Raw genomic sequence first — 26,281 nt, 5'->3', positions numbered from 1 at the left:
TTGATTCTCTGAATTTCAAGATCACAATTAAGAAGTTTTCTATCAGGACATTCTGAATTGTTAGGTCTTTTCGTTATTCTGTATATTGTTATTACCATTCTGATCGGCGCATTTGCCTCTAGATTCGTTAATAGTTCTAAAGACTATGTATTAGCAGGAAGAAGGCTCCCTCTAGTGCTTGCATCTTCGGCCCTATTTGCTACTTGGTTCGGTTCGGAAACTTTGATGGGTGCTTCTTCTAAGTTTGTGGATGGAGGGATCTTAGCTGTGATAGAAGATCCTTTCGGTGCTGCGCTTTGTCTTTTTTTAGTCGGGATATTTTTTGCCAGGCCATTGTATAGGATGAATATTCTTACCTTCGGCGATTTATACAAAAATCGTTTTGGCCGTAAGGTAGAATTTCTTTCAGCATTATTTATGATTCCTTCATACTTCGGTTGGATCGCAGCTCAATTAGTTGCAATGGGGATAGTCATTCATTCTTTATTCGGATTCGATATGTATGTGGGGATACTTTCGGCATCCGTTGTGGTTTTGATCTATACTTATATTGGAGGTATGTGGGCTATCTCGATTACAGATTTCTTGCAAACCATATTGATCATAGTAGGACTTTTAGTTTTGGTCTGGGATCTGCAAGGTAAAGCTGGTGGATTCCAAACTGTAATTGCGACTGCAAAGCCCGGATTTTTTTCCTTCTTTCCTCCAATTGAAACTGAAGCGATTCTCGCATATATTGCAGCGTGGATGACGATAGGGTTGGGTTCTATCCCTCAACAAGATATTTTCCAAAGAGTGATGTCTTCAAAATCTGAAAAGGTAGCAGTATACTCTTCGTTTTTAGGCGGTGGAATGTATCTGACCGTTGCATTTTTACCTTTGCTTGCGGGATATTTTGCTAGAAGAGTTTATCCTGAGATTGCAGCCGGCGACAATCAAATGATACTTCCTCACGTAGTATTAGTACATTCTACTTTGTTTATACAGATCTTATTTTTTGGGGCATTACTTTCTGCGATCTTAAGTACCGCTTCCGGAGCGATTTTGGCTCCTGCTTCGGTTTTAGGGGAAAATTTGATTCGTCCCACATTGAAAAATCCTTCTGAAAAGTTGTTACTGAGAGTAATGCGTTTTTCCGTACTAGTCGTAACAATTGTATCTACCGGAATGGCATTGAGCGAAACGAATATTTATCAGTTGGTCGCGGATTCTTCTTCCATTAGTTTAGTTTCTCTTTTTGTTCCTTTGGTCGCCGCATTATTTTGGAAAGAGGCGAATGCAAGTGGAGCAGTTTATGCAATGTTTTCAGGGATGATCGTTTGGTTAGGCCTGAAATTTTTTGGGCCGCAATGGTTGCCGCCCACTATTCCGGCTTTAGGGGTAAGCTTTTTAGGGCAATATTTAGGAAGATATATTAAAATTTCTTTATTCGAGTCGGAACCGGAATTAGGCGGAGACTCTGTTCCTTCCAGCGGCCTTTGATTCGTATAATTTCTTATCTGCCGCTTTTAGGAAATCTTCGGGACTCTCGTCACCTTCTCTTGAAGCGACTCCTATACTCACTGTAATTGTCCAAGGTATTTCTTCGAAGGTTTCGGTTTCTATTCTGGCTCGGATCCTTTCCGCTACGAATTTAGCTCCTTCTATATTCGTATTGGAGAGCACGACACAGAATTCTTCTCCGCCGTAACGAGCTGCTACGTCACAATCTCTCACTAACCCAGACAACGATCTTCCGATCGTCGCGAGTAATTTATCTCCTGCTTGGTGTCCGAATGAATCGTTTGCCTTTTTGAAATGGTCCAAATCGAGTAGAAGGACAGACAAAGGAAAATCGTATCTTTTAGATGCCGCTAAAAGAGTACTTAATGATTCCATTAAGTGTCTTCTATTGAAAAGCCCTGTTAAGGAATCTTTATGGGATAGTTCTTTTAGGCTTTTATTGGATTCTTCCAATTGTAATTGCAAAAGGTTACTTTTTAATCTGGTACCTTCTACATTGATAGCTGCACCTATGCTCGCAATGGAGAATGCAATGACGGGGGTTAAGATGGAGAAATCAAGGTCTCGTTCGGTCATAAAACTATAACCGAATGAAAAGAATAACAGATTGATCGAGACGATAGTAAGGTAAGTAAGAAAGCTTGCCCGGATGAAAAGTGGGAGCATAAGCAATCCGAAACAGAATGCGGAATAGTCCCCCGCATGATGCTGATCCACCAAAGTTGCAAATGTAGTTACTAAAGTAAGGATCCCGACATAACCAAGAGTGGAGAAATAGGAGAGTTTTTTTCCTTTTAAGTCCTTTAAGGCAAGGATCGCCAACATCAATCCTGAGAATAACGCGGAACTTCCGAAGCTAAGACCGTACAAGAATTGAAGCTGGCCTCCCATTGTAGTGCCGGGTGAAAGTATGGTTTGAGCCAAAAGAATGCAGGAGATTAGAAGGGTAAAAACGCTGAGAATTCTGACGGATTTGTCATTGTCTAGGGTTCGAAGTTTACGGATTTCTCCTGATTTCGAATAAGAAAAGTCTTCCGAAAGATATCTTTTGAGTTTCATAGCGGATATTCAGATAGACGGATGAAGATTTAGGTTTATACGCTTCAAAGAAAGGAAGTTAAAAATCCTAGTAACAAAAATCGGAAAATTATTTACCTAGTGTGGAAATAAACTTGGGTGCCGATTCGTCATTGAAACCCGCATTTGTAATCTTAGAAATTTCTTGAACTTAGTTCTAGACGAATAGTCTGAATCTATTTAGTTTCCAAACTTTACATGAATAAATTTATATGAGTAAAATACGGAACTTCTAAAAATTTATCTCTTTATAACTTACCTAAAAAAATCTGGTAAGTATATGGAATCCGTAGCTTCACTTCCTCGGACAAAAATGGTTCGTCATGAATTGTTTCTGATCTTGCTGCTCGCGAGTATTCAGTTCACCAATATCATGGATTTTATGATCATGTTTCCGCTTCAGGATTATTTTTTGAAGCAGTTCCAGATCGATACCGCAATGTTCTCTTTGGTACTTTCTTCTTATTCTTTTGCCGCAGCGATTGCTGCTTTGATTGGAGCTAACTTTATCGATCGTTTCAATCGTAAGTCTGCTGCAATCTTTTTATATGTGGGGTTTTTAGTAGGAACTGCGCTCTGCGCGATTGCAGATACATATTCTTTTCTTCTTTTTGCAAGGATCACTGCGGGAATTTTCGGAGGAATGATCAGCGGTGTGGTCCTTTCCATTATAGGTGACGTTTTTCCGATAGAAAAGAGAGGGAAGGCGATGGGGGGAGTAATGGGCGCATTCTCCGCTGCATCAGTGTTAGGAGTTCCTACAGGTATCAGAATTGCGATGAGTTCCGGTTGGAATTATACCTTTGCATTTATTGTGATCCTCGGGCTTCCGGTCCTGGTTCTGGCCATTCTTTATTTACCTAGCATTCCTTCTAAAATGGAAAAGCAGAAGGTGGCGGATTTCAGTCAGCTAATTAGCGTGCTTTCGAAAAGAGATCACTTGGTGGCTCTAGCGTTTTTTATGAGCGTAATCTTGGGTGGATTTACTGTCGTAACTTCGATAGCTGTTTTTATGGAAAGGAATATGGGCTTTTCCAAGACTCAGGTCAGCCATATCTACGAGATCGGAGGGATTTGCACTTTTGTTTCTTCTTGGATCGTAGGATTCATGTCGGATAAGTTCGGGAAACATAAGGTTTTTCTGATCCTAGTTCTTCTCGCCTTATTTCCTATTCTTGCTATCACTCATTTACCTAAGGATCTGCCTGTGTACATGGCCCTCGGAGTTACGACAGTTTTTATGGTCCTAGTATCCGGTCGGGTTATTCCTTCTATGGCAATGTTAACTTCTGCCATTCGGCCTGAGGTGAGGGGAAGTTTTATGTCTGTGAATTCTAGTTTACAGAGTGTAGCCACCGGTATCGGAGCTCTTCTTGCAGGAGCGATCCTAATCCAATTACCGAATGGAACTTTCGAAAGATTTGATATAGTAGGTTACTTTGCGATCGGTTTCAATCTTCTCGCTCTCTATCTGTCCAGAAAGGTGAAAATAGTTTCCTAAGTTACACTTTGGAAACTTGTTTCTGAAATCCGTAAAAAAATACGGACATTTCTTGACTTTTTAATGCGACAGAATATGGTCTGGCCACACGTTAAAGGAGGTGGTTTAGTTGAGTAGCGACAGTTGCAGCAAGAAAATGACCTGTGAGGTGGCTGAGCAATAGCCCAGGCCCCTGCAAAAAGGCCCTCTTGGACCTATTGCAATACCATCAGACCACTGGCCTTTCTGAGTTCCGAGAATTGGTCACTTTCGGGCATTTAGCATAGCTAGACGCAGACACTCAGAAGGTTTTAATTTCTTCCTTTTTAGATGTTACTATGCGAGGGGAATTCCCTGATGCTAAATCTGTAGTAACTTCGACGCTGATTTAGGAACCCCATCCATTCTTCCAAATTCTAAGCCAATATTAGCTAGTTATATCTGGGTAATACGAACTCGCGTAGAAATTGTCGAAGATACTACAAACTTCCAAATCAATATTCCGCCTTGAAATTTACCTGCGAAACCTAAGACTGACTCCGGCAGGACCTTATTTGGAATGAAGCGGGCTTTAGTATTATCCGGTGGAGGCGCTCGAGGCGCATATCATGCCGGGGTCCTAAAATATTTAGAAGAAATCGGATTTAAACCGGATGTAGTCTGCGGAACTTCCGTGGGTGCGATCACAGCTTCCGCCTTGGGTTGCGGAATGGATGCAGCAAAGATCGTAGATCTTTGGAAATCCATCGAAATCCAGAAGGTAATGAAATATTCCATCTGGAATGATTTTCTGGATCTGATCTTTCGTAGATTTTCTCCGCTTGCAGACACAACTCCTTTAAAGTATCTACTCTATTCTCAATTAGATTTTCGTAATATGCGAAAAAATCCGATGGAGATCATCATTACCGCGGTTAATATACTGACTGCAGAGTTGGTCTTTTTTGGGAATAAGGATATAGATATAGAACATGTGATGGCTTCTTCCGCCATACCTCTGATCTTCCCTTGGCAGTATGTGGATGGAAAACCTCATTGGGATGGGGGAGTGATGGCAAACGTTCCGATCCTCCCTGCGGTAGAAAGAGGCGCAAAAGAGATAGTAGTAGTATTGTTGTCTCCTGTGGGAGGAGTGAATATGGGACTTCCAAGGAATAGAAGAGACGGACTCGAAAGGGTATTCGAACTTTCTTTGATCGGATCTTTCCAAACAATCATGGCAAATCTACAATACCAAAAAAAACAAAAGGATAATAAGAAGAAGGGGTTCACTAAATCATTATTATCTTTCTCCGAACCTGAAAAAACGGATTATAAGATCAGAGTGATCGGACCGAGAACCTCTCTCGGTTTCGGAAGTATATTAAATTTTTCTCAAGTACAAGCGGACTATCTGATCAGCCGCGGATACGAAGATGCTAAAATCCAATTCGGGGAAGATTAAGATCCAATGCTGGAAATCAAGGTAGAAGACGGAAATTTTATAGATTCGGAAGGATATATTCTCCAATTAAGAGGAGTAAATCTTTCAGGAAGTTCCAAACTTCCATTCAAACCGGATGGAACCACACATTTCGATCAATCCTTAACATTTCATGATCACAGAAAAGTTTCCTTCGTAGGAAGACCTTTAGAAGAGAAGGAAGCTTCTGAACATTTAGATCGATTGAGGAAGTGGGGATTTAACTTTCTTCGCTTTCTTGTTACTTGGGAGGCAGTGGAACATTTAGGTCCAGGCAAATACGACCAAGCATATTTAGATTATATTGAAAGAATGGTGGCACTTGCCGACAAAAAAGGATTCTACGTTTTTATAGATCCTCACCAAGATGTTTGGTCCAGATTCACAGGAGGAGATGGCGCGCCAGGTTGGACTTTGGAAGAAGTCGGAATGAATATTGAGAATATTAAAGATTCCGATACTGCGATCGTTCATCACTTTCAAGGTAGGAATTACAAAAGAATGTCCTGGCCTTTGAACTATCAGAAGTATGCCTGTGCGACAATGTTTACTCTATTCTTCGGAGGAAAAACATTCGCGCCTAAACTTTCCATTCGCGGAAAGAATGTAGAAACTTTCTTACAAGATCATTATATAGAAGCGATGTGTAAAATAGCGAAGAAGGTCGCTAAATACAAAAACGTTTTAGGATTCGATTCTTTGAATGAACCTTCTCCTGGATGGATCGGTAAAAAAAATATAGGAGAATTTTCCGGACTTGGTTTTGGAAAAATTCTGACTACTTCTCCTTTCCAAGAAATGTTTTTGTCCGAAGGAAGAACTGTAAGAGCAAATAATGCGTATATGCTCGGGTTTACCGGATTCAATTTAGGAAAAACTAAGTTAAATACTAAGTCTATTCCTTTATGGCAGGAAGGAAAACATTGTATCTGGAGACAACATGGAGTTTGGGATTACGACCCGAATGGAGCTCCAATGTTACTTCGTCCCGATTATTTTAATAAATATAGAGGAAGAAAGATAGAATTCTACCCTGAGTTCATGCTTCCTTTTATCAAAAGATTCAAAACAAGAATACAATCTGTTCAGAAAAAATTCTCCATCTTCATCGAATCAGATCCAGGAAGTTTAGAATTGGACTGGAACGAAAAACCAAAAAAAGGAGAAGGAGCTGTAATCAACGCGACTCACTGGTACGATGTTTCCGTTTTGATGTTCAAACGTTTTATTCCTTGGTTTGGAGTCCATATTTTCAAGCAGGTCCCAATATTCGGAAAGAAGAATGTGGAGAAGGCTTACGAAGACACGATCAGAATGATCAAAGAAGTTTCTATTAAGAAGATGAATAACTGTCCTACGGTAATCGGAGAAACTGGGATCCCGATGGATATGAACGGACGTTTGGCGTTTAGAACAAAAAATTATTCTCACTTAGAGGCTTCTTTACATCGTATCATAACTTCTATCGAGAAAAATTTCGTACATTATACTCTTTGGAATTATACTCCTGATAATACTCACAGTTTAGGTGATAGATGGAATGAAGAAGATCTTTCACTCTATTCTTTGGATACTCCTAAAAGTATAGATGAAGATGGGGGAAGGGCCGTTAGAGCATTCTCCAGGCCTTATCCGATCCGAACTAAAGGAAATCCGGAAGCGATCAGTTTTGATATGGAAAAATCAATGTTCAAATATTCCTTTCAAAAAGAAGGAGATGAAATTCCAGTAGCAGAGATTTTTCTTCCTGAAATTCATTACGGAAAAGGTTTCGAAGTACTGGTAAACGCGGGAAGCTGGAAATTCGACTCCAAAAAAAGAGTCCTTACCTTCAAAGGAGAAAAGTCAGTTTCCTATTACGGCATAACGATTTTCCCGACTAAAAAATAACTTTTCTATAGAATGGGAGTCATTAGAATGGCCTTCGTCGTTAAACTGTCGGAATTGTCCAAGGTTTTGGAATTTTTCGATCTTATCTAGTTAGAGGTTCAACTCGAGGCTAATATTGGCGACATAGAGTTAAAAATTCGCAGAGGTCTTTGCATGAAAAACACGTTTTTTTCGATCCTTACAATTCTAATTTTTGCAGGTCTTATTTCTTGCGGCGGAGCGAAAGTGAGCCAAGCAGAATGTGATCCAGTTGTAAATGAATTGATTTCTAACCTTGCTGTTGGTCAAACTCCTGAGCAGGCAGAAAAACTGAAAGCTATGCAAGGTCAAATTTCCGCTCATCTACTCAAAGAGTGTATGACTGGCAAATACGATCTTACTTGTTTAAAATCTTCTAAAACACTGGCAGCCTTAGCTACTTGTAAGAAGTAATTTCTAATAATAAAGGGCCGGGTCCTTCCGGCTCTTTATTTACTGCCTAATCTTCTTTTATCAAAAAGAAACCTTTCTCCTCAGAATAACATCCATGTTCTCTATACAATCCAGAAGGATAAAAATGTATCCTTTGTGCGTATCTGTATCTACTCGAAACACATTTAAGGCATACGTCCCAACGAATTGCCCAGTCGCATTCTTCTTTCCTGAAAGCTGGAAGTACTCTTAAGAGAGGTTTTGATTCAGGAGTTTCGTTGGGGAAGGAAGCTTCTGGAGATGGATGGAGAACTGGGGAGTATAAAAGTGTCGAAGTTACTACAAAAAAGGCTAGGACTGGAAGGGTTCGACTCATTTTCATTGGGTTTAAGTTGTTGATACAAATTCTATCGGTACAATTGAGAAGGATCTGGAGGATTTGAGAATTCAGAATTATGTCTCATATTTGAGTAGTGTATTCCACTAAATGTAGTAACTTCGACTGGCCGGGGAGATTCCTCTCTTCTTTCGTCGAAGTTACTACAAAACTCGATTTCAATCCTACTGCCGAACGGATTCTCCCTGAACTCGGGTAGATCTATTTTTAGAAGGCACCTTCTTCTCCTTTTCTAAAATTGAAGAGTAGAAAAAATGTAAACCTTCCTACAAATTTTTCTCCTCTATGTAAAAAAGTCGGACCCGATATGTTATCTCTATCAAAGCCCGTTCGCGAAGAGGAGAAAAGGGTATAGTTTAGAACAGCCGCCGGAAATTACTTGAATTAGCGTTTCAAGTTGGAATCTTTGTGTAATGGCATCCCGAAAAGATTTTATGGAAACCCTGTATCGGGAATCCAACGGGAGAATTTTTGATTTCTTGTATAAGTATACCGGAAATCCAGAAACCGCCTCTGACCTAATGCAGGATACCTTTCTTAATTTTTTTAAGAAGTATTCCAATTCCGACTTAAACAAAGAACAAGCCCTAAAGCTGTTATATACAATCGCGAGAAATCGATCGATCAACTATGCCAAGAAGTTCTCCACGGTGAAAGAATCCGGAACAGACGACATGGGAACTTACAGAGAAGAAGGACAAAGTTTCGAAAGAAAAACGGAACTTTCCGACTTGGAATCCAGATTGATGGATTGTTTGGACGACTTAGAAGAAGGAGAAAGATACGCTTTAGTATTAAAGAATATAGAAAAATACACGTTGGCTGATATTGCGGATATAATGGGGATCTCGATTGCGACTGCATCCAGATTGGTCGTGAAGGCGACCGGAAAACTCGTAGAGATCGCAAAAAACAAACAAATTCTGCCGATGGAATAATACAGAGAAGGCTGTTAAAGGGAAGAATGGACGAAAATTTCGAACATAAAATTAGGAAGGCAATCGAAGGTGAGAAGAACGAATTCAGTTCTTCTATCGATAAATTGTCCGATATGCTTTCCAAATCTTGGGTTTCTCCTCCTTCAAATATTTCTTTCGAGGAAATTTACGAAAAGGCCCAAGCTTCTAAAGTTATTAGCTTTAAAAAACCGTTATTATACACTATTGCTTCTGCAGCTGCGATCTTGATCGGAGCATTCGGCTTTCTAATTTTACAAAATCCTAAAATTCCCCCTGTAAAGAACGACCTCGGAATATCCGTGACTAAAATTATCGGGAAAGGATACCTATTTTCATCAGATTCCGAAAAACTTTTGGCTTTAAATGAAGGCGAATCCGTAGGTTCTGGCCAGATCTTAAAGACTGAACCTGGCTCCAGACTTTTCCTAAACATTGCTAAGGGAGAAGGTATGATTTTGGAAGAATCTACAGAGCTCGAGATCATGAAAGAAGGAAAACAATCTTTCCGACTTCGTAATGGAAGTATCTTAGTCCATCTGCATAAGAATCTTAAAAAAGACGAATTTAAGATCATAACTGAAATAGGCTTAGTAGAAGTCAGAGGAACAAAATTCGAAGTCAGAGAAAGTCTTAAAGAGGGGACTATCGTTTCCGTTTTAGAAGGAAGAGTTGCAGCAAAGAGTAGCATTGATCCTAACCGTGGAGAACAAGTTTTGGAACCAGGCCAAAAAATCCGTTTAGAGGCAAAAGGATTCCAGAGAACTTTTCTATCTTCTACCGAGCAAAAGGACTTAGGTTTTAAATTTTCAGAACTTCTTGTGGACGAGATTCCTAGAAATTCCGAAAAATCTTTCTCCAATAAAGACGATCTATTTAACGAATATCAAAGATTAGAGAGGGTCGTACTTTCCAATGGTGAGACGTTAGAAGGTGTGATCGTCGACATGGACGAAAATTTTATGTATTTGCAAACCCTTGAGAAGGAAATAAAAATCCAAAGAGATTCGGTTATGGAGGTGATTCAACTTCGTTAAAAACGAATTATTTTTGACATGTGGAGAATTTTAAAGAAATTCTACCAAAGAAGGCTAATTCCCATGTCTGAAGAAACAGCAAACCCCTCCGCAAAGATTCCTCGTTATAAAAGACATCTTGCCAATTATCTGATCGATAAGGACTTTCAATTAAGGTTCTTCTTAAATTTTTCTTTATTGTTTATCTTCGGGTTACTGCTTACTCTCGGATTTTTATTCTGGATCCATTCTACTAAGTACGACAAAGGAGTGGTTTTCAGACTTCGCCAAGACACTGTTAAAGTCTACCAAAAGGGATTTGAGATTGTTAACGGAGAAGAGAAGGACAAGTTTGTAGAGAAGGAGCTCGCTCTCCCGGATTACGATCATGGTCTGGATCTTTTTACGATCCAATTTAAAGGAATTCTACTATTCTCCATGTTGTATCTTCTACTTTCTGCGATCTTTGTCTTGGTCTATTCCCACAAAATGGCCGGGCCGATCTATAATATTAAGAAGAATCTAAAGTTGCTATTGGAAGGCAAAGACGTAGACAAGATCCGGATCCGAAGTGGGGATGAGTTTCAGGATCTTGCAGATCTTCTGAATGAGTTGATCGATAAAAAGATCCACGGCAAAAAGAATTAATACTGGGGATTTTGTCGTATCTTCGACTTTTCCTCTCCTTATCTTCGCTTTCTAAATTTGAATAGCCAATTTAGGACGTTATTGAAACATGCAGAACGTGTATGAAGGATATACTCGTTCCGGAAACTTCACATATATTATATAATTCCGATTCGAGAAAAATGGATAAGCTTTCGGATGAAAGTGTCAACCTCGTATTAACTTCTCCTCCTTATCCCATGGTAGAAATGTGGGATGATCTTTTCAAAAGTTGGGACAAAAATACCAAGAACGCTCTTGCCAAAAACTTAGGCAACGATGCCTTCGAGGCAATGCATTTGCAATTGGATAGGGTCTGGGGTGAATGCTTCCGAGTTTTGAAAGAAGGTGGGATCCTGCTTGTAAACATTGGAGACGCCACTCGGAGTATTGGCGGGGAGTTCAGTTTATTTTCGAATCATTCAAGGATTTTACAGGCTTGTCGTAACTTCGGCTTTACTTCTCTACCCGACATTCTTTGGCGAAAGCAGACTAATTCTCCGACTAAGTTTATGGGATCTGGCATGTATCCAGTAGGTGCTTATGTTACCTACGAGCATGAGTATATTCTGGTCCTTCGAAAAGGGGGATTGAGAAAGTATTCTAAATCTGAGACGGAGATCCGACGAAATAGCGCCTTTTTCTGGGAAGAAAGGAATGTTTGGTTTTCGGATGTGTGGGACCTAAAAGGAGAAAGACAGATTTTCAAGGATGTCGGAGCTTCACGAGAACGGACTGCTGCATTTCCTCTAGATTTCGCCTATCGATTGGTGAACATGTTTTCCATAAAGGGGGATGCAGTCTTGGACCCGTTCCTGGGAACAGGAACTACATCGTTAGCGGCTCTTCTTTCTTCCAGAAATAGTATTGGATATGATGTAGATCCGGGAATTCTTGAAATTGCCAGGAAAAAGCTGCTTAGTGCAGTGAATGTTTCGTCGACGATACTACAAAACAGATTACAAAGTCATCTTGATTTTATTTTAGATCGGAAGAAGCAAAAGAAAGAGATTTCGCATAAAAATAAATACTATGGATTTCCAGTAATAACTTCTCAGGAGACAGAATTGACGTTCGAATCGGTAGATTCTTCGTATGAGAACGAACATTTCTCCTTGAAAGCTTATTATTCTCGGTTTAATCTGCAAAATTCCTCTAAAAAGTAAGTTTCAAATTGTTGCTATTCTAATGGATCTAGTAGATCCTACTACAGCTTTATCAGATAAATTGGTGTTATAGGAAATTCTCGCATGAAATATCGAGCACTTGTATCTACATTCCTTATTTTCTCTACTTTCGTTGCTTTACCTTCTTCTTTATCTGCAGAAGAAGAAATTGCGATCGTGCTATTCGTTGTAGGAGATGTTTCTGGAACCCAAGATGGGAAAAAGGTAAGCCTCAAGAAGAATTCGATCTTAAAAAAGCAGGACGAACTCGAAACAAAAGAAGGAAAAGTAGATCTTCAGATTGGTCCATCCGTTGTCGTTCGCATTGCGGCTTTTACGAAAGTCAAGATTGCCGAACTGAGTTCCGACAAAAAGGCAAATAAATCAAAATTAGAACTTGTTTCTGGCAAAGTGTTCGCTCGAGTTGATAAAGGATCTAAGAAAGAAGATTTTACGATAACTACACCTTCTTACAATGCGGGTGTTCGGGGAACGCAGTTTGTGGTCTGTGAAGAAAATGAAACTCAACGTAAAGAAAATCCTGATCATGAAGATTCTGACGTACCGAATGGAATTTTTGTGAAAGAAGGAGAAGTCGGAGTTACTACAGAAAATGGAAAAAATTTTCCATTAAAACGAGATGAAGAAGCTGTAGTATCTCCTCAAGGTCTTCTGAAGCAGCCCTTGGAAGAATTCATGCGCGAGAAAATGAAGATCTTGGATGGGTTTAAGAAGATAATGGAGGAGAATTATAAGATTCTTCGAGACCAAAAACTTCAAAACCAAGAGTTATTGAATCAGACAAAGCAGGATTTGTAATTTATTCTGCTGTAGTAACTTTGACAAATTAAAAAATTCTCAAGCACTAACTCTAACTTGGGAAACGAGAAGAGTATGAACTCTACTGTTTTCCAAAATGAGAAACTTAAACGAAAGGTAAAGATTGTTAAGAATCCATATCCTTCTACGGCATTGATTCCGGAAAGACTTTGGAGAAAAGTTCCCGTTGATTGCAAACGGAATTTTCCAAGATATTTGAGGCGTTTGCAAGAAAAGTATAGCTTGTTGCTTCAGTCACGAAAATACATGGGAAGAAATCCACTTAGAACTTCCTTTCAGTCAAAAGGCCAAAATTTAGTCCGCCACAGTTATCGTCCGAAAGAAGAAAATTACCAAGAGCTGCGAAATGTAGCCCTTGCGCACGGCGTTTCAATGAATTATATAATAGTGTTAATGATCCATTGGGAATCACTTGCAGTGGATGAAAGAATTCTTTCTCACTTTTGGCGAAATCGAAAACCACCGACTTCAAGGATTATAGACATTCGTCGTGTCTTGAATTTGGACACGCGAGAGGTTTGGATCATTTTAGTAGGATGGCCTCGGAAATTTACTCTTAAGAAGGGATCTCCGGGTTGGAGTTAGTTTCGGAATCACCTTCGATAATATATAAGACATAATTATCTTAGAAAAAGTTGCGATTTTTGCTTGATGAAATCAAGATATCTTGATATCTCGTAAGAAGGTCTTGGAAATGTCGCTTAAGGATACGTCTTTAGAAAGAGAATCTGTCGAAACTTATTCAGATTCAATTCTCATCGCATCTTCTCCGGCAAGAGGAGGCTTACAAGATCGCGATATTCTACTCGCGATAAAGGCATTATCCGATGAAACCCGTATTCGAGTTCTTCGGATACTCTCCATTACGCCCTTAAATGTTCAGGAGATAACGGAAGTTCTGGACATGGGTCAATCCAGGATCTCGAGACATTTAAAGATCCTGGCAGATGCCGGATTTTTGACATCTCAACGCGAAGGTTCTTGGGTATATTACAGCCCTAAGGTTTCTAATGGCGATTCGCAGGATTTTTCTGCAAGATTTCATACGCTTCTTCTCGATTTTGAAAAGAGCCTTCCTTATTCGGAGCAGGATCTTACTAAGACTAAAGATATTCTCAGACAAAGAGATCTGAAAAGATCTAAATATTTCGATGATGTTGCCCAGGATTGGGAAAGCATACAAAGCGATGTTCTGGATCCGGTTTTATATCGGAATAAGATACTGGAATTGCTTCCAGAACATTCTTGTAGGATCTTAGACCTTGGATGTGGTCCTGGTGGTTTGATTCCTTACTTATTGATGAAAAGCCAAGAAGTCATCGGTATCGATTCTTCTGAAAAGATGATCAAAGAGGCGAGAAGTTCTTTTTTAAATAATTCCCAAGTTCATTTGCTCACATCCGAGATTGAAACTCTGCCGGAGAATTTGATCCAGTCTGCGGATTCTGTCGTAGCTTCGATGGTTTTACATCACCTTTCCAGCCCACCTCAGGCTATGAAAGAAATACATAAAGTTTTAAAGGACGATGGCGTTTTCATCATAGTAGACCTAAAAAAACACAACCAAGAATTCATGCGCGATAATTTCGCCGACTTATGGCTCGGATTCGAGTCGGAACTTCTCACAGATTGGCTCAGCCACACCGGCTTCAGCCTTGAATCCATCGAAGAAGTGGAATCTCAGAAATACTTCAAAGTATTAATAATTAAAGCTAAGAAAAGAGGAGGACTTTAATGTCCGCTACAATACAAGAAAAAGGTTTAAAATATAAGGTTAAAGACATTTCACTCGCTGACTGGGGTCGCGAAGAAATCATTTTGGCAGAGAAAGAAATGCCAGGTCTGATGTCCTTACGCAAAGAATATAAGGGGAAACAACCTCTCAAAGGTGCGCGTATCGCAGGTTCCCTTCACATGACCATCCAAACTGCGGTCCTAATCGAAACTTTGACTGAGCTTGGAGCAGAAGTTCGTTGGTCTTCTTGTAATATCTTCTCCACTCAAGACCATGCAGCAGCTGCAATTGCAAAAACCGGAGTTCCTGTGTTTGCTTGGAAAGGCGAAACGGAAGAAGAATACTGGTGGTGTGTAGAACAGACTATCTTTTTCGACGGTGGAAAAGGTCCGAACATGATCCTGGACGACGGTGGTGATCTCACCATGTATATTCATGAGAAATATCCTCAACTTCTCGCTGAAATTAAAGGAGTTTCTGAAGAAACTACTACAGGAGTAAAAGGTCTCGAAAAACTCCTGAAAAAAGGCGAATTGAAACTTCCTGCGATCAACGTGAACGATTCCGTTACCAAGTCTAAATTCGACAACTTATATGGCTGTAGAGAATCTTTAGCTGACGGTATTAAACGTGCAACCGACGTTATGCTTGCCGGGAAAGTAGCTCTTGTTTGCGGTTATGGAGATGTTGGAAAAGGTTCTGCTGCTTCTTTACGCAATTTCGGTGCTAGAGTGATCGTTACAGAAATCGATCCTATCTGTGCTCTTCAGGCAGTAATGGAAGGATACCAAGTTCTAAGGGTGGAAGACGCGATCGAATTCGTGGATATCGTAGTAACTGCGACCGGAAACGACGATATTATTTCCCTTGAACATATGAAAGCAATGAAAGACGGCGCGATTCTCTGTAATATCGGACACTTCGACACTGAGATCCAAATGTCCAGATTGAACGCTGAGAAAGGCGTAGTGAAGAAGGAGATCAAACCTCAGGTGGACAAATACACTTTCGCGAACGGTAGATCCATTATCGTTCTTGCAGAAGGTCGTTTGGTAAACTTAGGTTGTGCGACTGGTCACCCTTCTTTCGTAATGTCTTGTTCCTTCACAAACCAAGTATTGGCTCAGATCGAACTTTGGAACAATAAATACGAGATCGGCGTCTATAGATTGCCTAAAAAACTAGATGAGAAAGTTGCAGCGTTACATTTGGAGCAATTAGGAGTTCGCCTAACTACATTAAACGCTAAGCAAGCTGAGTATATCGGAGTGCCGGTAGAAGGTCCGTATAAACCGGAACACTACCGCTATTAATCGATAAAGGAGAGGCCGTGGCATACATAGTAACCGAACCCTGTGTAGGGTGCAAAATTACTTACTGCGCTGCTGCCTGTCCTGTAGAAGCTTTCCGAGAAGGAAAGGATTACTTAGTCATAGATCCGGACATTTGCATCAATTGTAATGATTGTTTGAGAGAATGTCCGGTGAATGCCATCTTCCCGGAGGATGAGGTGCCGGTGATATGGAAAGATTGGATCGCTTTGAACGCAAGAGAATCGAAAACATTGCCGATGATCAACGATCTTAAAAAACCTCTTTTAGATAAGCACTGCAATATTAAAGAATTATGAAACATAAATTTCCCACATATACAAATCCCAAAGCACAAGAACTCTTAAAATTGTTAGAAGAAAGGATACTGGTTCTTGACGGAGCAATGGGGACAATGATCCAAAGGTATGGTCTGGGAGAAGACGATTTCCGAGACGAAAGACTTAAAGACCATCCTTCCGCATTAAAGGGAAATAACGATCTCCTGGTGATCACTAAGCCGGAAGTGATCGAAGAAATACATTATAAATTTTTGGAAGCAGGAGCGAACATTTTAGAAACGAATACGTTCAGCTCGAACAGGATTTCCCAAGCAGATTATAATGCGGAAGCTTATGTAGATGAGCTGAACAGAAAAGCGGTGAAGGTCGCTCGTGCTGCAATGGAGAAGTTCTCCAAAACTCATCCCGATCAGCCATTATTCCTCGCTGGATCAATCGGACCTACGACAAGAACGGCTTCTCTTTCTCCGGATGTGAATAATCCAGCATTCCGTGCAGTAACCTTCGACGAATTAGTAGAAACATTCTACGAGCAGGTCAGAGCGTTAGTTGAAGAAGGAGTCGATATTCTTCTTTCCGAAACGAATATCGATACTTTAAATCTTAAGGCGATCATCGTTGCTATTGAGAACGTATTCAAAGATTTGAATGTAAGAATTCCTGTCTCTCTTTCGGTAACGATTACCGACGCTTCCGGAAGAACTTTGTCAGGACAGACAATCGAGGCATTCTACAATTCAATCTATCATGCAAATCCTCTTTCTGTTGGGATTAACTGTGCCTTAGGTGCGGGAGAGATGAGACCCTATATAGAAGAATTGTCCAGGATCTCGGGTTGTTATATTAGCTGTTATCCGAATGCAGGCTTGCCTAACGCGTTCGGAGGATATGACCAAACTCCGGAAGAATTCGGAAGTTTCTTGGATGATTTTTCCAACCAAGGTTGGTTGAATATTGCAGGAGGATGTTGTGGGACTACTCCTGCTCATATTAAAGAAGGTGCCAAAGCCGTCCAAGGTAAAAAGCCGAGGATCATTCCAGAGATAGAAGGGAAGACCAGATTATCCGGATTAGAACCTTTGAATATAGATGAAGCAACCGGTTTCGTCTTAATAGGGGAAAGAACTAACGTAACAGGTTCTCCTAAATTTAAAAAGCTGATCTTAGAAGGAAACTTTGAAGAGGCAGTATCCGTCGCTTTGCAGCAAGTCGAAGCCGGTGCTAACGTCATAGATATAAATTTTGACGAAGCTCTTTTAGATGGAGAAGCCTCCATGAAAGAATTTTTAAACTTGATCGCAGTGGAGCCTGATATCGCAAAGGTCCCTTTCATGGTAGACAGTTCCAAATGGTCTGTTTTGGAAACTGGGTTAAAATGTATCCAAGGGAAACCGATTGTAAACTCCATTTCCTTAAAAGAAGGAGAAGAGAAATTCTTACAGCAGGCAAAAACCGTTAAGATGTATGGTGCTTCTGTTATCGTAATGGCTTTCGATGAACAAGGCCAAGCTGCTACTAAAGACGACAAAGTCCGGATTTGCAAAAGGGCTTATGATCTATTGGTGGAGAAAGCAGACTTCTCTCCGTTTGATATCATTTTTGATCCGAATATTCTAACCGTAGGAACAGGAATAGAAGAACATAATAATTATGCGGTCGATTTTATAGAAGCGATCAAAGAGATCAAAGCCGTTTGCCCAGGGGCGAAGATCAGCGGTGGTTTAAGTAATATTTCTTTCTCTTTCCGCGGAAATAATCCAGTGCGAGAAGCTATGCACTCAGCATTCTTATACTATGCGATCAAAGCCGGAATGGATATGGCGATCGTAAATGCAGGGATGCTCGCAGTTTATGAAGAAATTCCTAAGGATCTTTTAGAAAGAGTAGAGGACGTACTTTTAAATAGAAGATCCGACGCGACTGAAAGATTAATTGAATTTGCCGAATCCTTTAAGTCAGGTGAGAAGGCAGAGAAAAAAGAAGAAGCCTGGAGAGACGGAACAGTCGAGCAAAGATTAGAATATTCTTTAGTAAAAGGAATTGTAGAATATATAGACCAGGATACGGAAGAAGCAAGACTCAAATACGATCAACCGTTGCAAGTGATCGAAGGTCCTTTAATGGATGGAATGAGAGTTGTGGGAGATCTTTTCGGATCAGGAAAAATGTTCCTTCCTCAGGTAGTAAAAAGCGCAAGGGTTATGAAAAAATCCGTAGCGTACCTTCTGCCTTTTATGGAAGAAGAAAATCGTAAGCAGGCACAGGCTTCCAGAAAACAAAAATTCCTGATCGCCACAGTGAAGGGAGATGTTCATGATATAGGCAAGAATATCGTAGCTGTTGTGCTCGCATGTAATAATTACGAAGTGATTGACCTCGGAGTGATGGTCCCTTGTGAGAAAATTCTGGAAGAAGCAAAAAAGGAGAATGTTGACATCATCGGTTTGTCCGGACTCATCACTCCTTCTCTCGATGAGATGGTTCACGTTGCTTCTGAAATGAAAAGGACAGGTTTTGATATTCCCCTATTGATTGGAGGAGCTACTACAAGTTCAGCTCATACTTCCGTAAAAATTTCCGAGAAGTATGATCAGCCTGTGGTCCATGTTTTGGACGCTTCGAGAGTTGTAAACGTTGTAGGGAAACTTTTGAATCCTTCTTTAAAGCCGGATTATATAAAGCAAATCAAAGAAGAACAAAAGATACAAAGAGAAATTTATTTTAATACTAGAAGCGATCGAAAACTTGTTTCGATCGAAGATGCCAGAGAGAATAAATACGCTACCGATTGGAACGTGACAAAGGTGAAGAAGCCGAATTTCGTAGGAGTTCGCGTTTTTGATAACGAGATCTCTTTAGAGGAATTAGTTCCTTATATAGATTGGTCGCCATTCTTCCAAGCTTGGGAGTTGAAGGGACGTTATCCTTCCATTCTTGAAAGTGAAACTTACGGTAAACAAGCCAAAGAATTATTCAAAGATGCTCAGAAATTATTGGAAGATATCGTTTCCAATAAAAGATATACAACCCGAGGAGTAATCGGGGTCTTTCCTGCAAATAGTGTAGGAGACGATATCGAAGTTTATGAAGACGAAACCAGAACAAATATTAAGACCGTTTTCCATACTCTTCGCCAGCAGATCAGCAAAGAAGAAAAAGACGAACCTAATTACTGTTTGGCGGACTATGTCGCTCCTAAAGAAAGCGGAGTCGCGGATTATATCGGTGGTTTTGCAGTTACTGCGGGTCATGGAGTAGAAGCTTTTGCTTCTATATTCGATTCTCGCCTGGACGATTATAATTCCATCATGGCAAAAGCTTTAGGCGATCGTTTTGCAGAAGCTTTCGCGGAATATATGCACCTGAAAATTCGAAAAGAAATTTGGGGCTATGTAGCGGACGAAAATCTTTCTACCGAAGAATTAATCCGGGAACGTTACCAGGGAATTCGTCCTGCGGCCGGTTATCCTGCAAGCCCGGACCATACTGAAAAGAGAACTTTATTCGATCTATTGGAAGTGGAAAAGAATACAGGTATCACTCTCACTGAACATTTTGCAATGATGCCTGCAAGTTCAGTGAGTGGCTTATACTTCGCTCATCCTGCTGCTAAATATTTTGCTGTTGCGAAGATCAATAAGGACCAGATCCAGGATTATGCAAAAAGGAAAGGAATGACCGTTTCTGAAGTGGAAAAATGGCTTTCTCCGAATTTGGCTTACGACCCCCAGGAGGCGGTTTCCAGAGTCTAATCTTTAATGAAACGATTTGTCGAAGTTACTACAAATCCGGTTCATTCTGAATACCAGGATGAATCGGAACCTGGAACAGAGTTTCCATTTCATCCCTGGTTGGCTTCTAAGATAAGGGAGAAACTGGGAAGGGAAGATCTTCGTTTGAAACTGAGTGAGATCAGTTGTGAGGAAGTTGCCTGCCCTGTAATGGAAACTAGGATTGAGGTCATAGATACTACATCCGGCGAAACTACTACTTTATTGAGATTTGGCAGAAAGAAAGAGCAAATCAACAAGCTGGATCTGCAACTTTCTTTTCAGAAAATGCAGATTTTGTAGTATCTTCGACGAAATTCAAATTCCACGACCCAAGCTGCCTGTTTGGGTCGTAATACCCATCGAAGTTACTACAAACCTCGATTCAAAACAAATCCAGAAATCACCTTCTCAAAGTTCGCCTTCTCTTTCTCGAACTGGCTTTCTAAGGTAAAAGTGGAAAACTGAATGGAACCGAAATTACCGCTAGCTAGAAAGGAGTAAAAAATAAATCTAAGGCCTTTGATTTGGGCAGTATAAGTGACGATCTTTCCTGGGACTCCATTCACGGAGCAATCTTCAATGTTTACAATCCTCGCATCCGGATCTGTTTTGACCACATTCAATAAAACTAATTCAGGAAATGATTCTAACGGTATTTCCAAACCTTCATAGATCACCATTGCGTTCCCTGTTCTTGCCTGGTTAACAAAATGGAATTCTGCGAACTCGTGATTTTCGGTTACGCTTGTCCATAGCGTTGAATTATAAAAAACAGAATATACTCCTGATTTACTTTTGATCAGACTTGTTTGGTCTTCTGCTTTCAAAATGGATCTGACTGAGTTTGATTTTTTAGAAGGATCTACTTTTGGTTCAGGCGCATATTGCCAGGTGAAATTTTCTTTGAGGACTACCTTCTTTCCTGTTTTAGTATAAACTACTTCGTCGCCGAAAACGGTAGTGGCGGCGCAGAGTAAAATTAGGAACTTGATTTTTTTCATAGGCATTTCTCCTGACTTGGAAAGATTTACTAAGGACCGGCGAGATTATATTAAGAAAATTTGATCTTTATTTTTGCAGATTAGGAGAACTGTCCGAAAATTTGTATTTTACTCCGAGCATCCCTTGGATCTCAGGAGTTAAGAGCCCGTCCGTATTTGGGAATGGTTGATGAAGTGGCAAACGTACTAAACCTTCGAAACTCAAATTTTTTGTGGCAATAGAAAATCCTGGATTCACGTAATACTCGTAACCTTGCTGCCATCCTCTGAAAGCTTGGGGAGTATCAATTTGTAAAAGACTTTTATCGTTAAATCTTTTGATCCCGGAAACCTGTAAAAAGAAATCCATCTTGTTCAAGCTGCTAGAATTTGAGATCAATGAATAACTGATCCCGATAGAAGATTTTGCGGATTCTGGGATCGCCAAACCTACGTTATTCCCGGCCATTCTCCAGCCTAAGTCCATTTGGATCCCGGCTCTTCCGAGTAAATATCCAAAGAGTAAATTCCCTGCTTGGTTGTCCAAGCCTCTAGAAAGGTTAGAGCCTAATCCTGGCATAACGGAAGAAGTGGCTCTCACGTCAGTCAGAGGATCAAATGCTCTCCGTTCAGTATTCGCTCCTACATAGGCCTCGGATTTAATTTCCTTGTTTTGGCCCATACTCATCGCCATTACAAAAACTTCTTCTCTCCCGAGCGATGGATAAAGAGCGAAAAATTCTCTCTTCTGTAAAAGTATTCTTGGTTGGCTTGGTATTTTACTAGGCAATCCTGGAATGGAGTCGAAAGATGCTGATTCGACCGGAATATATTCTCGAAACACTTTCATTTCATAAGGATATTTGAATGTAAGAGAAGAAAAAAATTGGACTTTATGCTCTTCCTTTTCCTCCGTCCGACCGGAAGTTTCCTTTTGAGAAAATAGGGCCTTGTTTTTAGAAAAGTTGTCGAAAGAATCCCAGAAAAAAGTAGAACTGTTCTCTCCGTAGATTACGGACAGGCTTGCAACAAAAGGAAAAATCACCTGTAAGAGGGAAGGGAAGGTCTTTCTAAAGAACGAGCGCTTACGTTTAGGAAGAGATTTGGAATCATATGTCATCTTCTCGGTTCTCATCCTATATTTATTGATATATGACGGAATATTCTGCTTTGCCAATGAAAATTCCGCCATATTTACCAAAAAATAAGACCTTCTATAATTTACTTGGAATCGGTAAAAATGAACACAAAGATCAGAAATTTCGGACCCTGCAAAATTGAAAGTCCGGCCGCTTACGAATATTACACCGGAGACGAATCCAAGGTGGTTTTCAAGACAGTATTCGAAACAGAAGAGAGCTGGAAGGAATATATCGGAGAAGGAGCTGAATTTTTCGAACAAGCCGGTCCCAGAAAGAAGGTCTACTTCGACCCAAAAGAAGTTACTGCCGGGATCGTGACCTGCGGGGGACTTTGTCCAGGGATCAATGACGTGATCCGAGGTATCGTAATGGAATTAAATTATAGATACGGGGTCAAACGTATCCTTGGTTTTCCTTACGGTTACCAAGGCCTTGTCAAAAAATTTGATCATAAGCCGATTGAGTTGAATCCGGAAAACGTGGCGCATATCGGAAGGGACGGAGGTACAATTCTCGCTTCTTCCAGAGGGAACCAAAGTGCTTCCGACATGGTGGATAGGCTTTCTTTGTATGGTGTCAAAATGTTGTTTTGCATAGGAGGAGATGGCACCTTAAGAGGAGCCAAAGAGATCGTTAAGGAGATAGACAGAAGGGGAGAAGAGATCTCCGTCATTGGAGTTCCTAAAACGATAGATAACGATATCAATTATGTGCAAAAAACTTTCGGATTTTCCACAGCCTTCTCCAAAGCGATGGAAGCGGTAGAATGCGCACATGTGGAAGCAAAAGGCGCGCCGAACGGTATCGGTGTAGTCAAGTTAATGGGGAGGCATTCCGGGTTTATCGCGGTGAACGCCGCTCTCGCTTCTCAAAATGTAAATTATTGTCTGATCCCTGAAGTGGATTTCGATCTGCATGGAAAAGGTTCTTTTTTAGATGTTTTGAGAAATAGGATCTTAACCAGAAAACACGCGGTCATCATTGTCGCAGAAGGAGCAGGGCAAAAGTTTTTCGGTAAAACGGAAGAAAGGGATGCTTCCGGAAATCTAAAGTTAGGCGATATAGGCGTTTATCTAAAAAATTCCATCCAGGACTTCTTCAAATCGGAGAAGATTGAAGTGAATGTGAAATATATTGATCCAAGCTATATCATTCGTTCTATTCCTGCAAACCCTGAGGATTCTATTTTCTGCGGATTTCTGGCTCAGAATGCGGTGCACGCTGCGATGGCAGGCAAGACGGATCTAGTGATCGGAATGTGGAATAATGTGTTCACTCATCTTCCTATTGATATCGCTATTCAGGAAAGAAAAGTGCTGCAACCTACTAAGAGTACTTTGTGGAGAACATTATTGGCATCTACGGGACAGCCGGCTCGTATGGTAGTCGAATAATATAAGAGTTTTTCTGAGGAAGATTATATAATTCTAATTGAGTCGGACCATTACTAAAGTGTAATCGTCATGAGGATCCGCTTCTCCTCTGAATGCGTCAGTAGTATCTAGGATCAGTTCTTTTAGATTTTCTACAGGCATATCCCCATTTCTTTCTATGAGTTTTGCGAGATTTTCCAGAGAATACATTTCTCCGGTTTCGTTTGTGGTCTCGCTTACTCCGTCAGTGTATAGAACCAGAAGATCCCCAGGTTGGTATTCCACTTCATGTTCTTCTATCTCTGACTCTTTGATCCCTAAAGGCATTCCTTTTCCGGAGAGAAGTAGTACCTTCTTCTCCTTAGCTTTATATAATAACTGCTCGTTATGACCTGCGCTAGAATAACGTATTCTTTTTTTGAGCATATTGATACGAGTGAGCATCACAGTAACGAACATAAAATAACCGGACTTCTCTTGTATGATCCGATTTGCACCCATGAGACTGATACTTGTAGAAGAGTTACGCGCCACTTCCCCTGCGATAATCGTTTTGGAAAATTCCATAAACAACGCGGCTGCGATCCCTTTTCCGGAAACGTCTGCGATTAGGATACTCACTTCGTCCGGATTATGATAGATTAGATCGTAGAAATCCCCACCAATCTCTTTGGATGCGGTGTAAGAAGTCTCGATTTCCAGAAGATGCATCTTCTTAGGAATATTAGGCAGAGAGTTGATCTGGATCTGAGAAGCGATCTGCATATCTCTTCTGATGGAGGTTAACTTCTCCTTTTGGTTCTTTGCCAAAAGGCTATTATATGCTTCTGCAATTTGGTTGGAGATCGTACTTAAGATGGAAAGATCTTGGTGGGAAAAACTGTCTCCGCTCATTTTATCCGCTGCATTCAAAACGCCTATGATCGTTCCATCCTGACGGATCGGAACGGAAACGAAGGATCTAGTCTTATAGCGATTCGGAGTAAGAAGGTCGGGATTAATATCCGTTTGTCCCTGTACTAAGATTGCTTTTCCCTGGGATAAAATTTCGTTTAAGATCCCGCGAGATTCGTCCACTAAATGGGATTCTTCTTCCAAACTGAAACCGATAGATTTAGAAAGTTCGAATGCTTTTGTTCTAGGGTTTTGGAAGATTAAAGAAACTCTTTCCGCACCTAAAACGTCTGAGATGGAGTTTACTGTCAGATTTAAGAACTGATCCAGCTCGCCAATATTAGAAATCGCCTGGCTAATCTGATAGAGACAGTCCAATTCTCTGGCACGATCTTTTAGATCGCGGATCAATCTTCTGTTCCTGATCGCGATAGCCGCAAGATCGGAAAGATATTCTAATATTTTAATATCTTTATTTGTGAATTCAGGCCTTTCCAATGAGTTAACCGCTTCCAGAACTCCTTGGATCTCTCCTTGTGCCTTCATTGGAACGCAGATCAGGTTTTTTGTGGTGAATCCAACTGCGTCGTCTATGTTTCTATAAATTCTAGGATCGTTTGCCGCGTCGTTTACGATGACAGGTTCTAGACTTTCTAGAACCATTCCAGCGATCCCTTTTCCTCTAGGGACTTTTAATTCAGTGAGGGATTCTCCCTTATCACCTTTTGCAACTTGGAATACTAGACAATCTTCTTCCGGATCATAGAGTAGAAGGGAACATCCTTCCGTATTGAGTACATCTTTTGTGGTATCTATGATAATTCCCAAAAGTTCTTCCAGATCGTCTGTAGAGTTGATCCTGGCAGTAATGTCTGAAATAAGAGCTAAGGAGAGCTGTTTGAAACTCATTTGGTCCGGGAGTACTTCTTTTTTTGAGAGATTTTCAAATCGGGAGGGCTTATTCCAGCCCAAATCCAACTCCTGTCAAGGAGATTCGAAACTTTCCTCTTATTCGATCAAGGAACCGATCCCTTGATCAGTAAAGATTTCGATCAGAATAGAATGGGGGACTCTTCCGTCAATAATATGAGTCCTTCTCACTCCTTGGTCGATCGCGGAAAGACAACATTCTACTTTAGGGATCATTCCTCCGGTGATATCTCCTTTGCGAATATAATCTTTTACTAAGGCTCTGTTCAAACCTGTTACAAGTTTTCCGTCGATCAGGATCCCGCTCGTGTCCGTAAGAAGGATCAGCTTTTCTGCTTTGAGAGCTCCCGCTAATTCTCCCGCAAAAGTATCCGCGTTTATATTCAAAGATTCACCAGATTCAGATTCGGCAACTGGAGAAATGACTGGGATAAAACCTTTTTCTTGGAGAGAAAGAATAACTGTAGGATCTATTTTGTCGATCTTGCCTACAAGACCCACATCTACTAGTTCGGATTTTTTACCTTCTACATCTACTTCGATCTTTGTTTTGGAAGCGACCGCTAGATTTCCGTCTTTTCCGGAAAGTCCTACTGCATTCCCACCTTCTTTATTGATCATGGAAACGATCTGTTTGTTAACTTTGCCGGTGAGAACCATCTCTACAACATCCATGGTCTCTTCATTTGTGACCCGATGCCCGTGAACGAACTCAGTCGGAATATTCAAACTATCTAAGAGTCTGTTAATTTCAGGTCCGCCTCCGTGAACAATTACCGGATGGATGCCTACATATTTTAGAAGAACGATATCTTTTGCAAAAGATTCCTTTAAGTCTGCCTTCGCCATTGCGGCTCCGCCATATTTGATGACCACAGTTTTCCCGGAGTATTTTGTTATATAGGGGAGGGCCTCCAGAATATTGTTGACCCTCTCGAAGGAATGTTCCATACCAAACAGAGAAATCGTTCCCCACTT

At 40.6% G+C, this 26,281-nt stretch carries 22 protein-coding genes and 1 pseudogene; 17 read left to right on the top strand and 6 right to left on the bottom strand.

From position 1 onward, the window contains the following. Positions 1–57: 57 nt before the first annotated feature. A complete protein-coding gene (locus CH352_RS12560; protein ID WP_100707455.1) occupies positions 58–1,482 on the top strand; it encodes a high affinity choline transporter 1 in 1,425 nt (474 codons plus the stop codon). Here the strand turns inward: CH352_RS12560 and CH352_RS12555 are convergent. Continuing rightward, positions 1,447–2,562, bottom strand: a complete 1,116-nt coding sequence (locus CH352_RS12555; protein ID WP_100707456.1) for a GGDEF domain-containing protein — start codon at positions 2,560–2,562, stop codon at positions 1,447–1,449. The genes CH352_RS12560 and CH352_RS12555 overlap by 36 nt on opposite strands. 298 nt (positions 2,563–2,860) lie before the next feature. On the opposite strand from CH352_RS12555, the gene CH352_RS12550 reads away from it, so the two are divergent. The 4 genes from CH352_RS12550 (at position 2,861) to CH352_RS12535 (ending at position 7,844) form a co-directional block, all read left to right on the top strand. Continuing rightward, the gene (locus CH352_RS12550; protein ID WP_100707457.1) at positions 2,861–4,081 is read left to right on the top strand and encodes an MFS transporter; all 1,221 of its coding nucleotides are present in this window, start codon (positions 2,861–2,863) and stop codon (positions 4,079–4,081) included. A 538-nt stretch (positions 4,082–4,619) separates the two neighbouring features. After that, positions 4,620–5,504 (top strand): patatin-like phospholipase family protein, encoded by an 885-nt coding sequence (locus CH352_RS12545; protein WP_100707458.1) that lies wholly within the window; start codon positions 4,620–4,622, stop codon positions 5,502–5,504. 6 nt (positions 5,505–5,510) lie between these two features. Then, positions 5,511–7,412, top strand: a complete 1,902-nt coding sequence (locus CH352_RS12540; RefSeq protein WP_100707459.1) for a glycoside hydrolase family 5 protein — start codon at positions 5,511–5,513, stop codon at positions 7,410–7,412. A gap of 153 nt (positions 7,413–7,565) precedes the next feature. After that, positions 7,566–7,844 carry a TIGR04454 family lipoprotein gene (locus CH352_RS12535; protein ID WP_008588707.1) on the top strand — a complete coding sequence of 93 codons (279 nt, stop codon included), beginning with the start codon at positions 7,566–7,568 and terminating at the stop codon, positions 7,842–7,844. Between the two features lie 46 nt (positions 7,845–7,890). Here CH352_RS12535 and CH352_RS12530 read toward each other — a convergent pair. Then, positions 7,891–8,091, bottom strand: a pseudogene (locus tag CH352_RS12530) (hypothetical protein); the annotation flags it as partial. A gap of 542 nt (positions 8,092–8,633) precedes the next feature. Between CH352_RS12530 and CH352_RS12525 the strand changes: the two are divergent. From CH352_RS12525 to CH352_RS12475, 11 genes are all read left to right on the top strand, one after another. Then, positions 8,634–9,158: an RNA polymerase sigma factor gene (locus tag CH352_RS12525; protein WP_008588970.1), complete on the top strand. Its 525-nt coding sequence runs from the start codon at positions 8,634–8,636 to the stop codon at positions 9,156–9,158. Between the two features lie 26 nt (positions 9,159–9,184). After that, positions 9,185–10,213, top strand: a complete 1,029-nt coding sequence (locus CH352_RS12520) for a FecR domain-containing protein (protein ID WP_100707461.1) — start codon at positions 9,185–9,187, stop codon at positions 10,211–10,213. 63 nt (positions 10,214–10,276) lie between these two features. After that, complete coding sequence (locus tag CH352_RS12515) at positions 10,277–10,840, top strand: hypothetical protein (protein ID WP_100707585.1); 564 nt, start codon at positions 10,277–10,279, stop codon at positions 10,838–10,840. A 101-nt stretch (positions 10,841–10,941) separates the two neighbouring features. After that, positions 10,942–12,024 carry a DNA-methyltransferase gene (locus CH352_RS12510; protein ID WP_100707462.1) on the top strand — a complete coding sequence of 361 codons (1,083 nt, stop codon included), beginning with the start codon at positions 10,942–10,944 and terminating at the stop codon, positions 12,022–12,024. 84 nt (positions 12,025–12,108) lie between these two features. Then, positions 12,109–12,843 (top strand): FecR family protein, encoded by a 735-nt coding sequence (locus tag CH352_RS12505; RefSeq protein ID WP_100707463.1) that lies wholly within the window; start codon positions 12,109–12,111, stop codon positions 12,841–12,843. A gap of 75 nt (positions 12,844–12,918) precedes the next feature. Then, the gene (locus CH352_RS12500; protein ID WP_100707464.1) at positions 12,919–13,449 is read left to right on the top strand and encodes a DUF1564 family protein; all 531 of its coding nucleotides are present in this window, start codon (positions 12,919–12,921) and stop codon (positions 13,447–13,449) included. 109 nt (positions 13,450–13,558) lie between these two features. Continuing rightward, positions 13,559–14,599, top strand: a complete 1,041-nt coding sequence (locus tag CH352_RS12495; RefSeq protein ID WP_100707465.1) for an ArsR/SmtB family transcription factor — start codon at positions 13,559–13,561, stop codon at positions 14,597–14,599. Continuing rightward, a complete protein-coding gene (ahcY, locus tag CH352_RS12490) occupies positions 14,599–15,912 on the top strand; it encodes an adenosylhomocysteinase (protein ID WP_100707466.1) in 1,314 nt (437 codons plus the stop codon). Before CH352_RS12495 ends, ahcY begins: the two co-directional genes overlap by 1 nt. A gap of 17 nt (positions 15,913–15,929) precedes the next feature. Continuing rightward, on the top strand, positions 15,930–16,229 hold the full coding sequence (locus tag CH352_RS12485; protein ID WP_100707467.1) for a DUF362 domain-containing protein: 300 nt from the start codon (positions 15,930–15,932) through the stop codon (positions 16,227–16,229). After that, positions 16,226–19,963, top strand: a complete 3,738-nt coding sequence (gene metH, locus CH352_RS12480) for a methionine synthase (protein WP_100707468.1) — start codon at positions 16,226–16,228, stop codon at positions 19,961–19,963. Before CH352_RS12485 ends, metH begins: the two co-directional genes overlap by 4 nt. Positions 19,964–19,969: 6 nt before the next feature. Beyond that, positions 19,970–20,284, top strand: coding sequence for a hypothetical protein (locus CH352_RS12475; RefSeq protein WP_100707469.1), 315 nt, complete (start codon positions 19,970–19,972; stop codon positions 20,282–20,284). 68 nt (positions 20,285–20,352) lie between these two features. On the opposite strand, the gene CH352_RS12470 is transcribed toward CH352_RS12475, so the two are convergent. Continuing rightward, positions 20,353–20,985, bottom strand: a complete 633-nt coding sequence (locus tag CH352_RS12470; RefSeq protein WP_100707470.1) for a hypothetical protein — start codon at positions 20,983–20,985, stop codon at positions 20,353–20,355. A 67-nt stretch (positions 20,986–21,052) separates the two neighbouring features. Then, a complete protein-coding gene (locus tag CH352_RS12465; RefSeq protein WP_243396370.1) occupies positions 21,053–22,141 on the bottom strand; it encodes an LIC_20087 family outer membrane protein in 1,089 nt (362 codons plus the stop codon). A 63-nt stretch (positions 22,142–22,204) separates the two neighbouring features. Between CH352_RS12465 and CH352_RS12460 the strand changes: the two genes are divergently transcribed. Next, on the top strand, positions 22,205–23,500 hold the full coding sequence (locus tag CH352_RS12460; protein ID WP_100707471.1) for an ATP-dependent 6-phosphofructokinase: 1,296 nt from the start codon (positions 22,205–22,207) through the stop codon (positions 23,498–23,500). Positions 23,501–23,533: 33 nt separating this feature from the next. Here the strand turns inward: CH352_RS12460 and CH352_RS12455 are convergent, their stop codons facing one another. Beyond that, the gene (locus CH352_RS12455) at positions 23,534–25,282 is read right to left on the bottom strand and encodes a GAF domain-containing SpoIIE family protein phosphatase (RefSeq protein ID WP_100707587.1); all 1,749 of its coding nucleotides are present in this window, start codon (positions 25,280–25,282) and stop codon (positions 23,534–23,536) included. Between the two features lie 99 nt (positions 25,283–25,381). Then, positions 25,382–26,254, bottom strand: a complete 873-nt coding sequence (gene argB / locus CH352_RS12450) for an acetylglutamate kinase (RefSeq protein WP_100707472.1) — start codon at positions 26,252–26,254, stop codon at positions 25,382–25,384. Between the last annotated feature and the right edge of the window lie 27 nt (positions 26,255–26,281).

The organism is Leptospira hartskeerlii (assembly GCF_002811475.1).
Classification (GTDB): domain Bacteria; phylum Spirochaetota; class Leptospiria; order Leptospirales; family Leptospiraceae; genus Leptospira_B; species Leptospira_B hartskeerlii.
The sequence above is the reverse complement of the archived record's forward strand: the minus strand, read 5'-3'. Positions and strand labels throughout refer to the sequence as shown.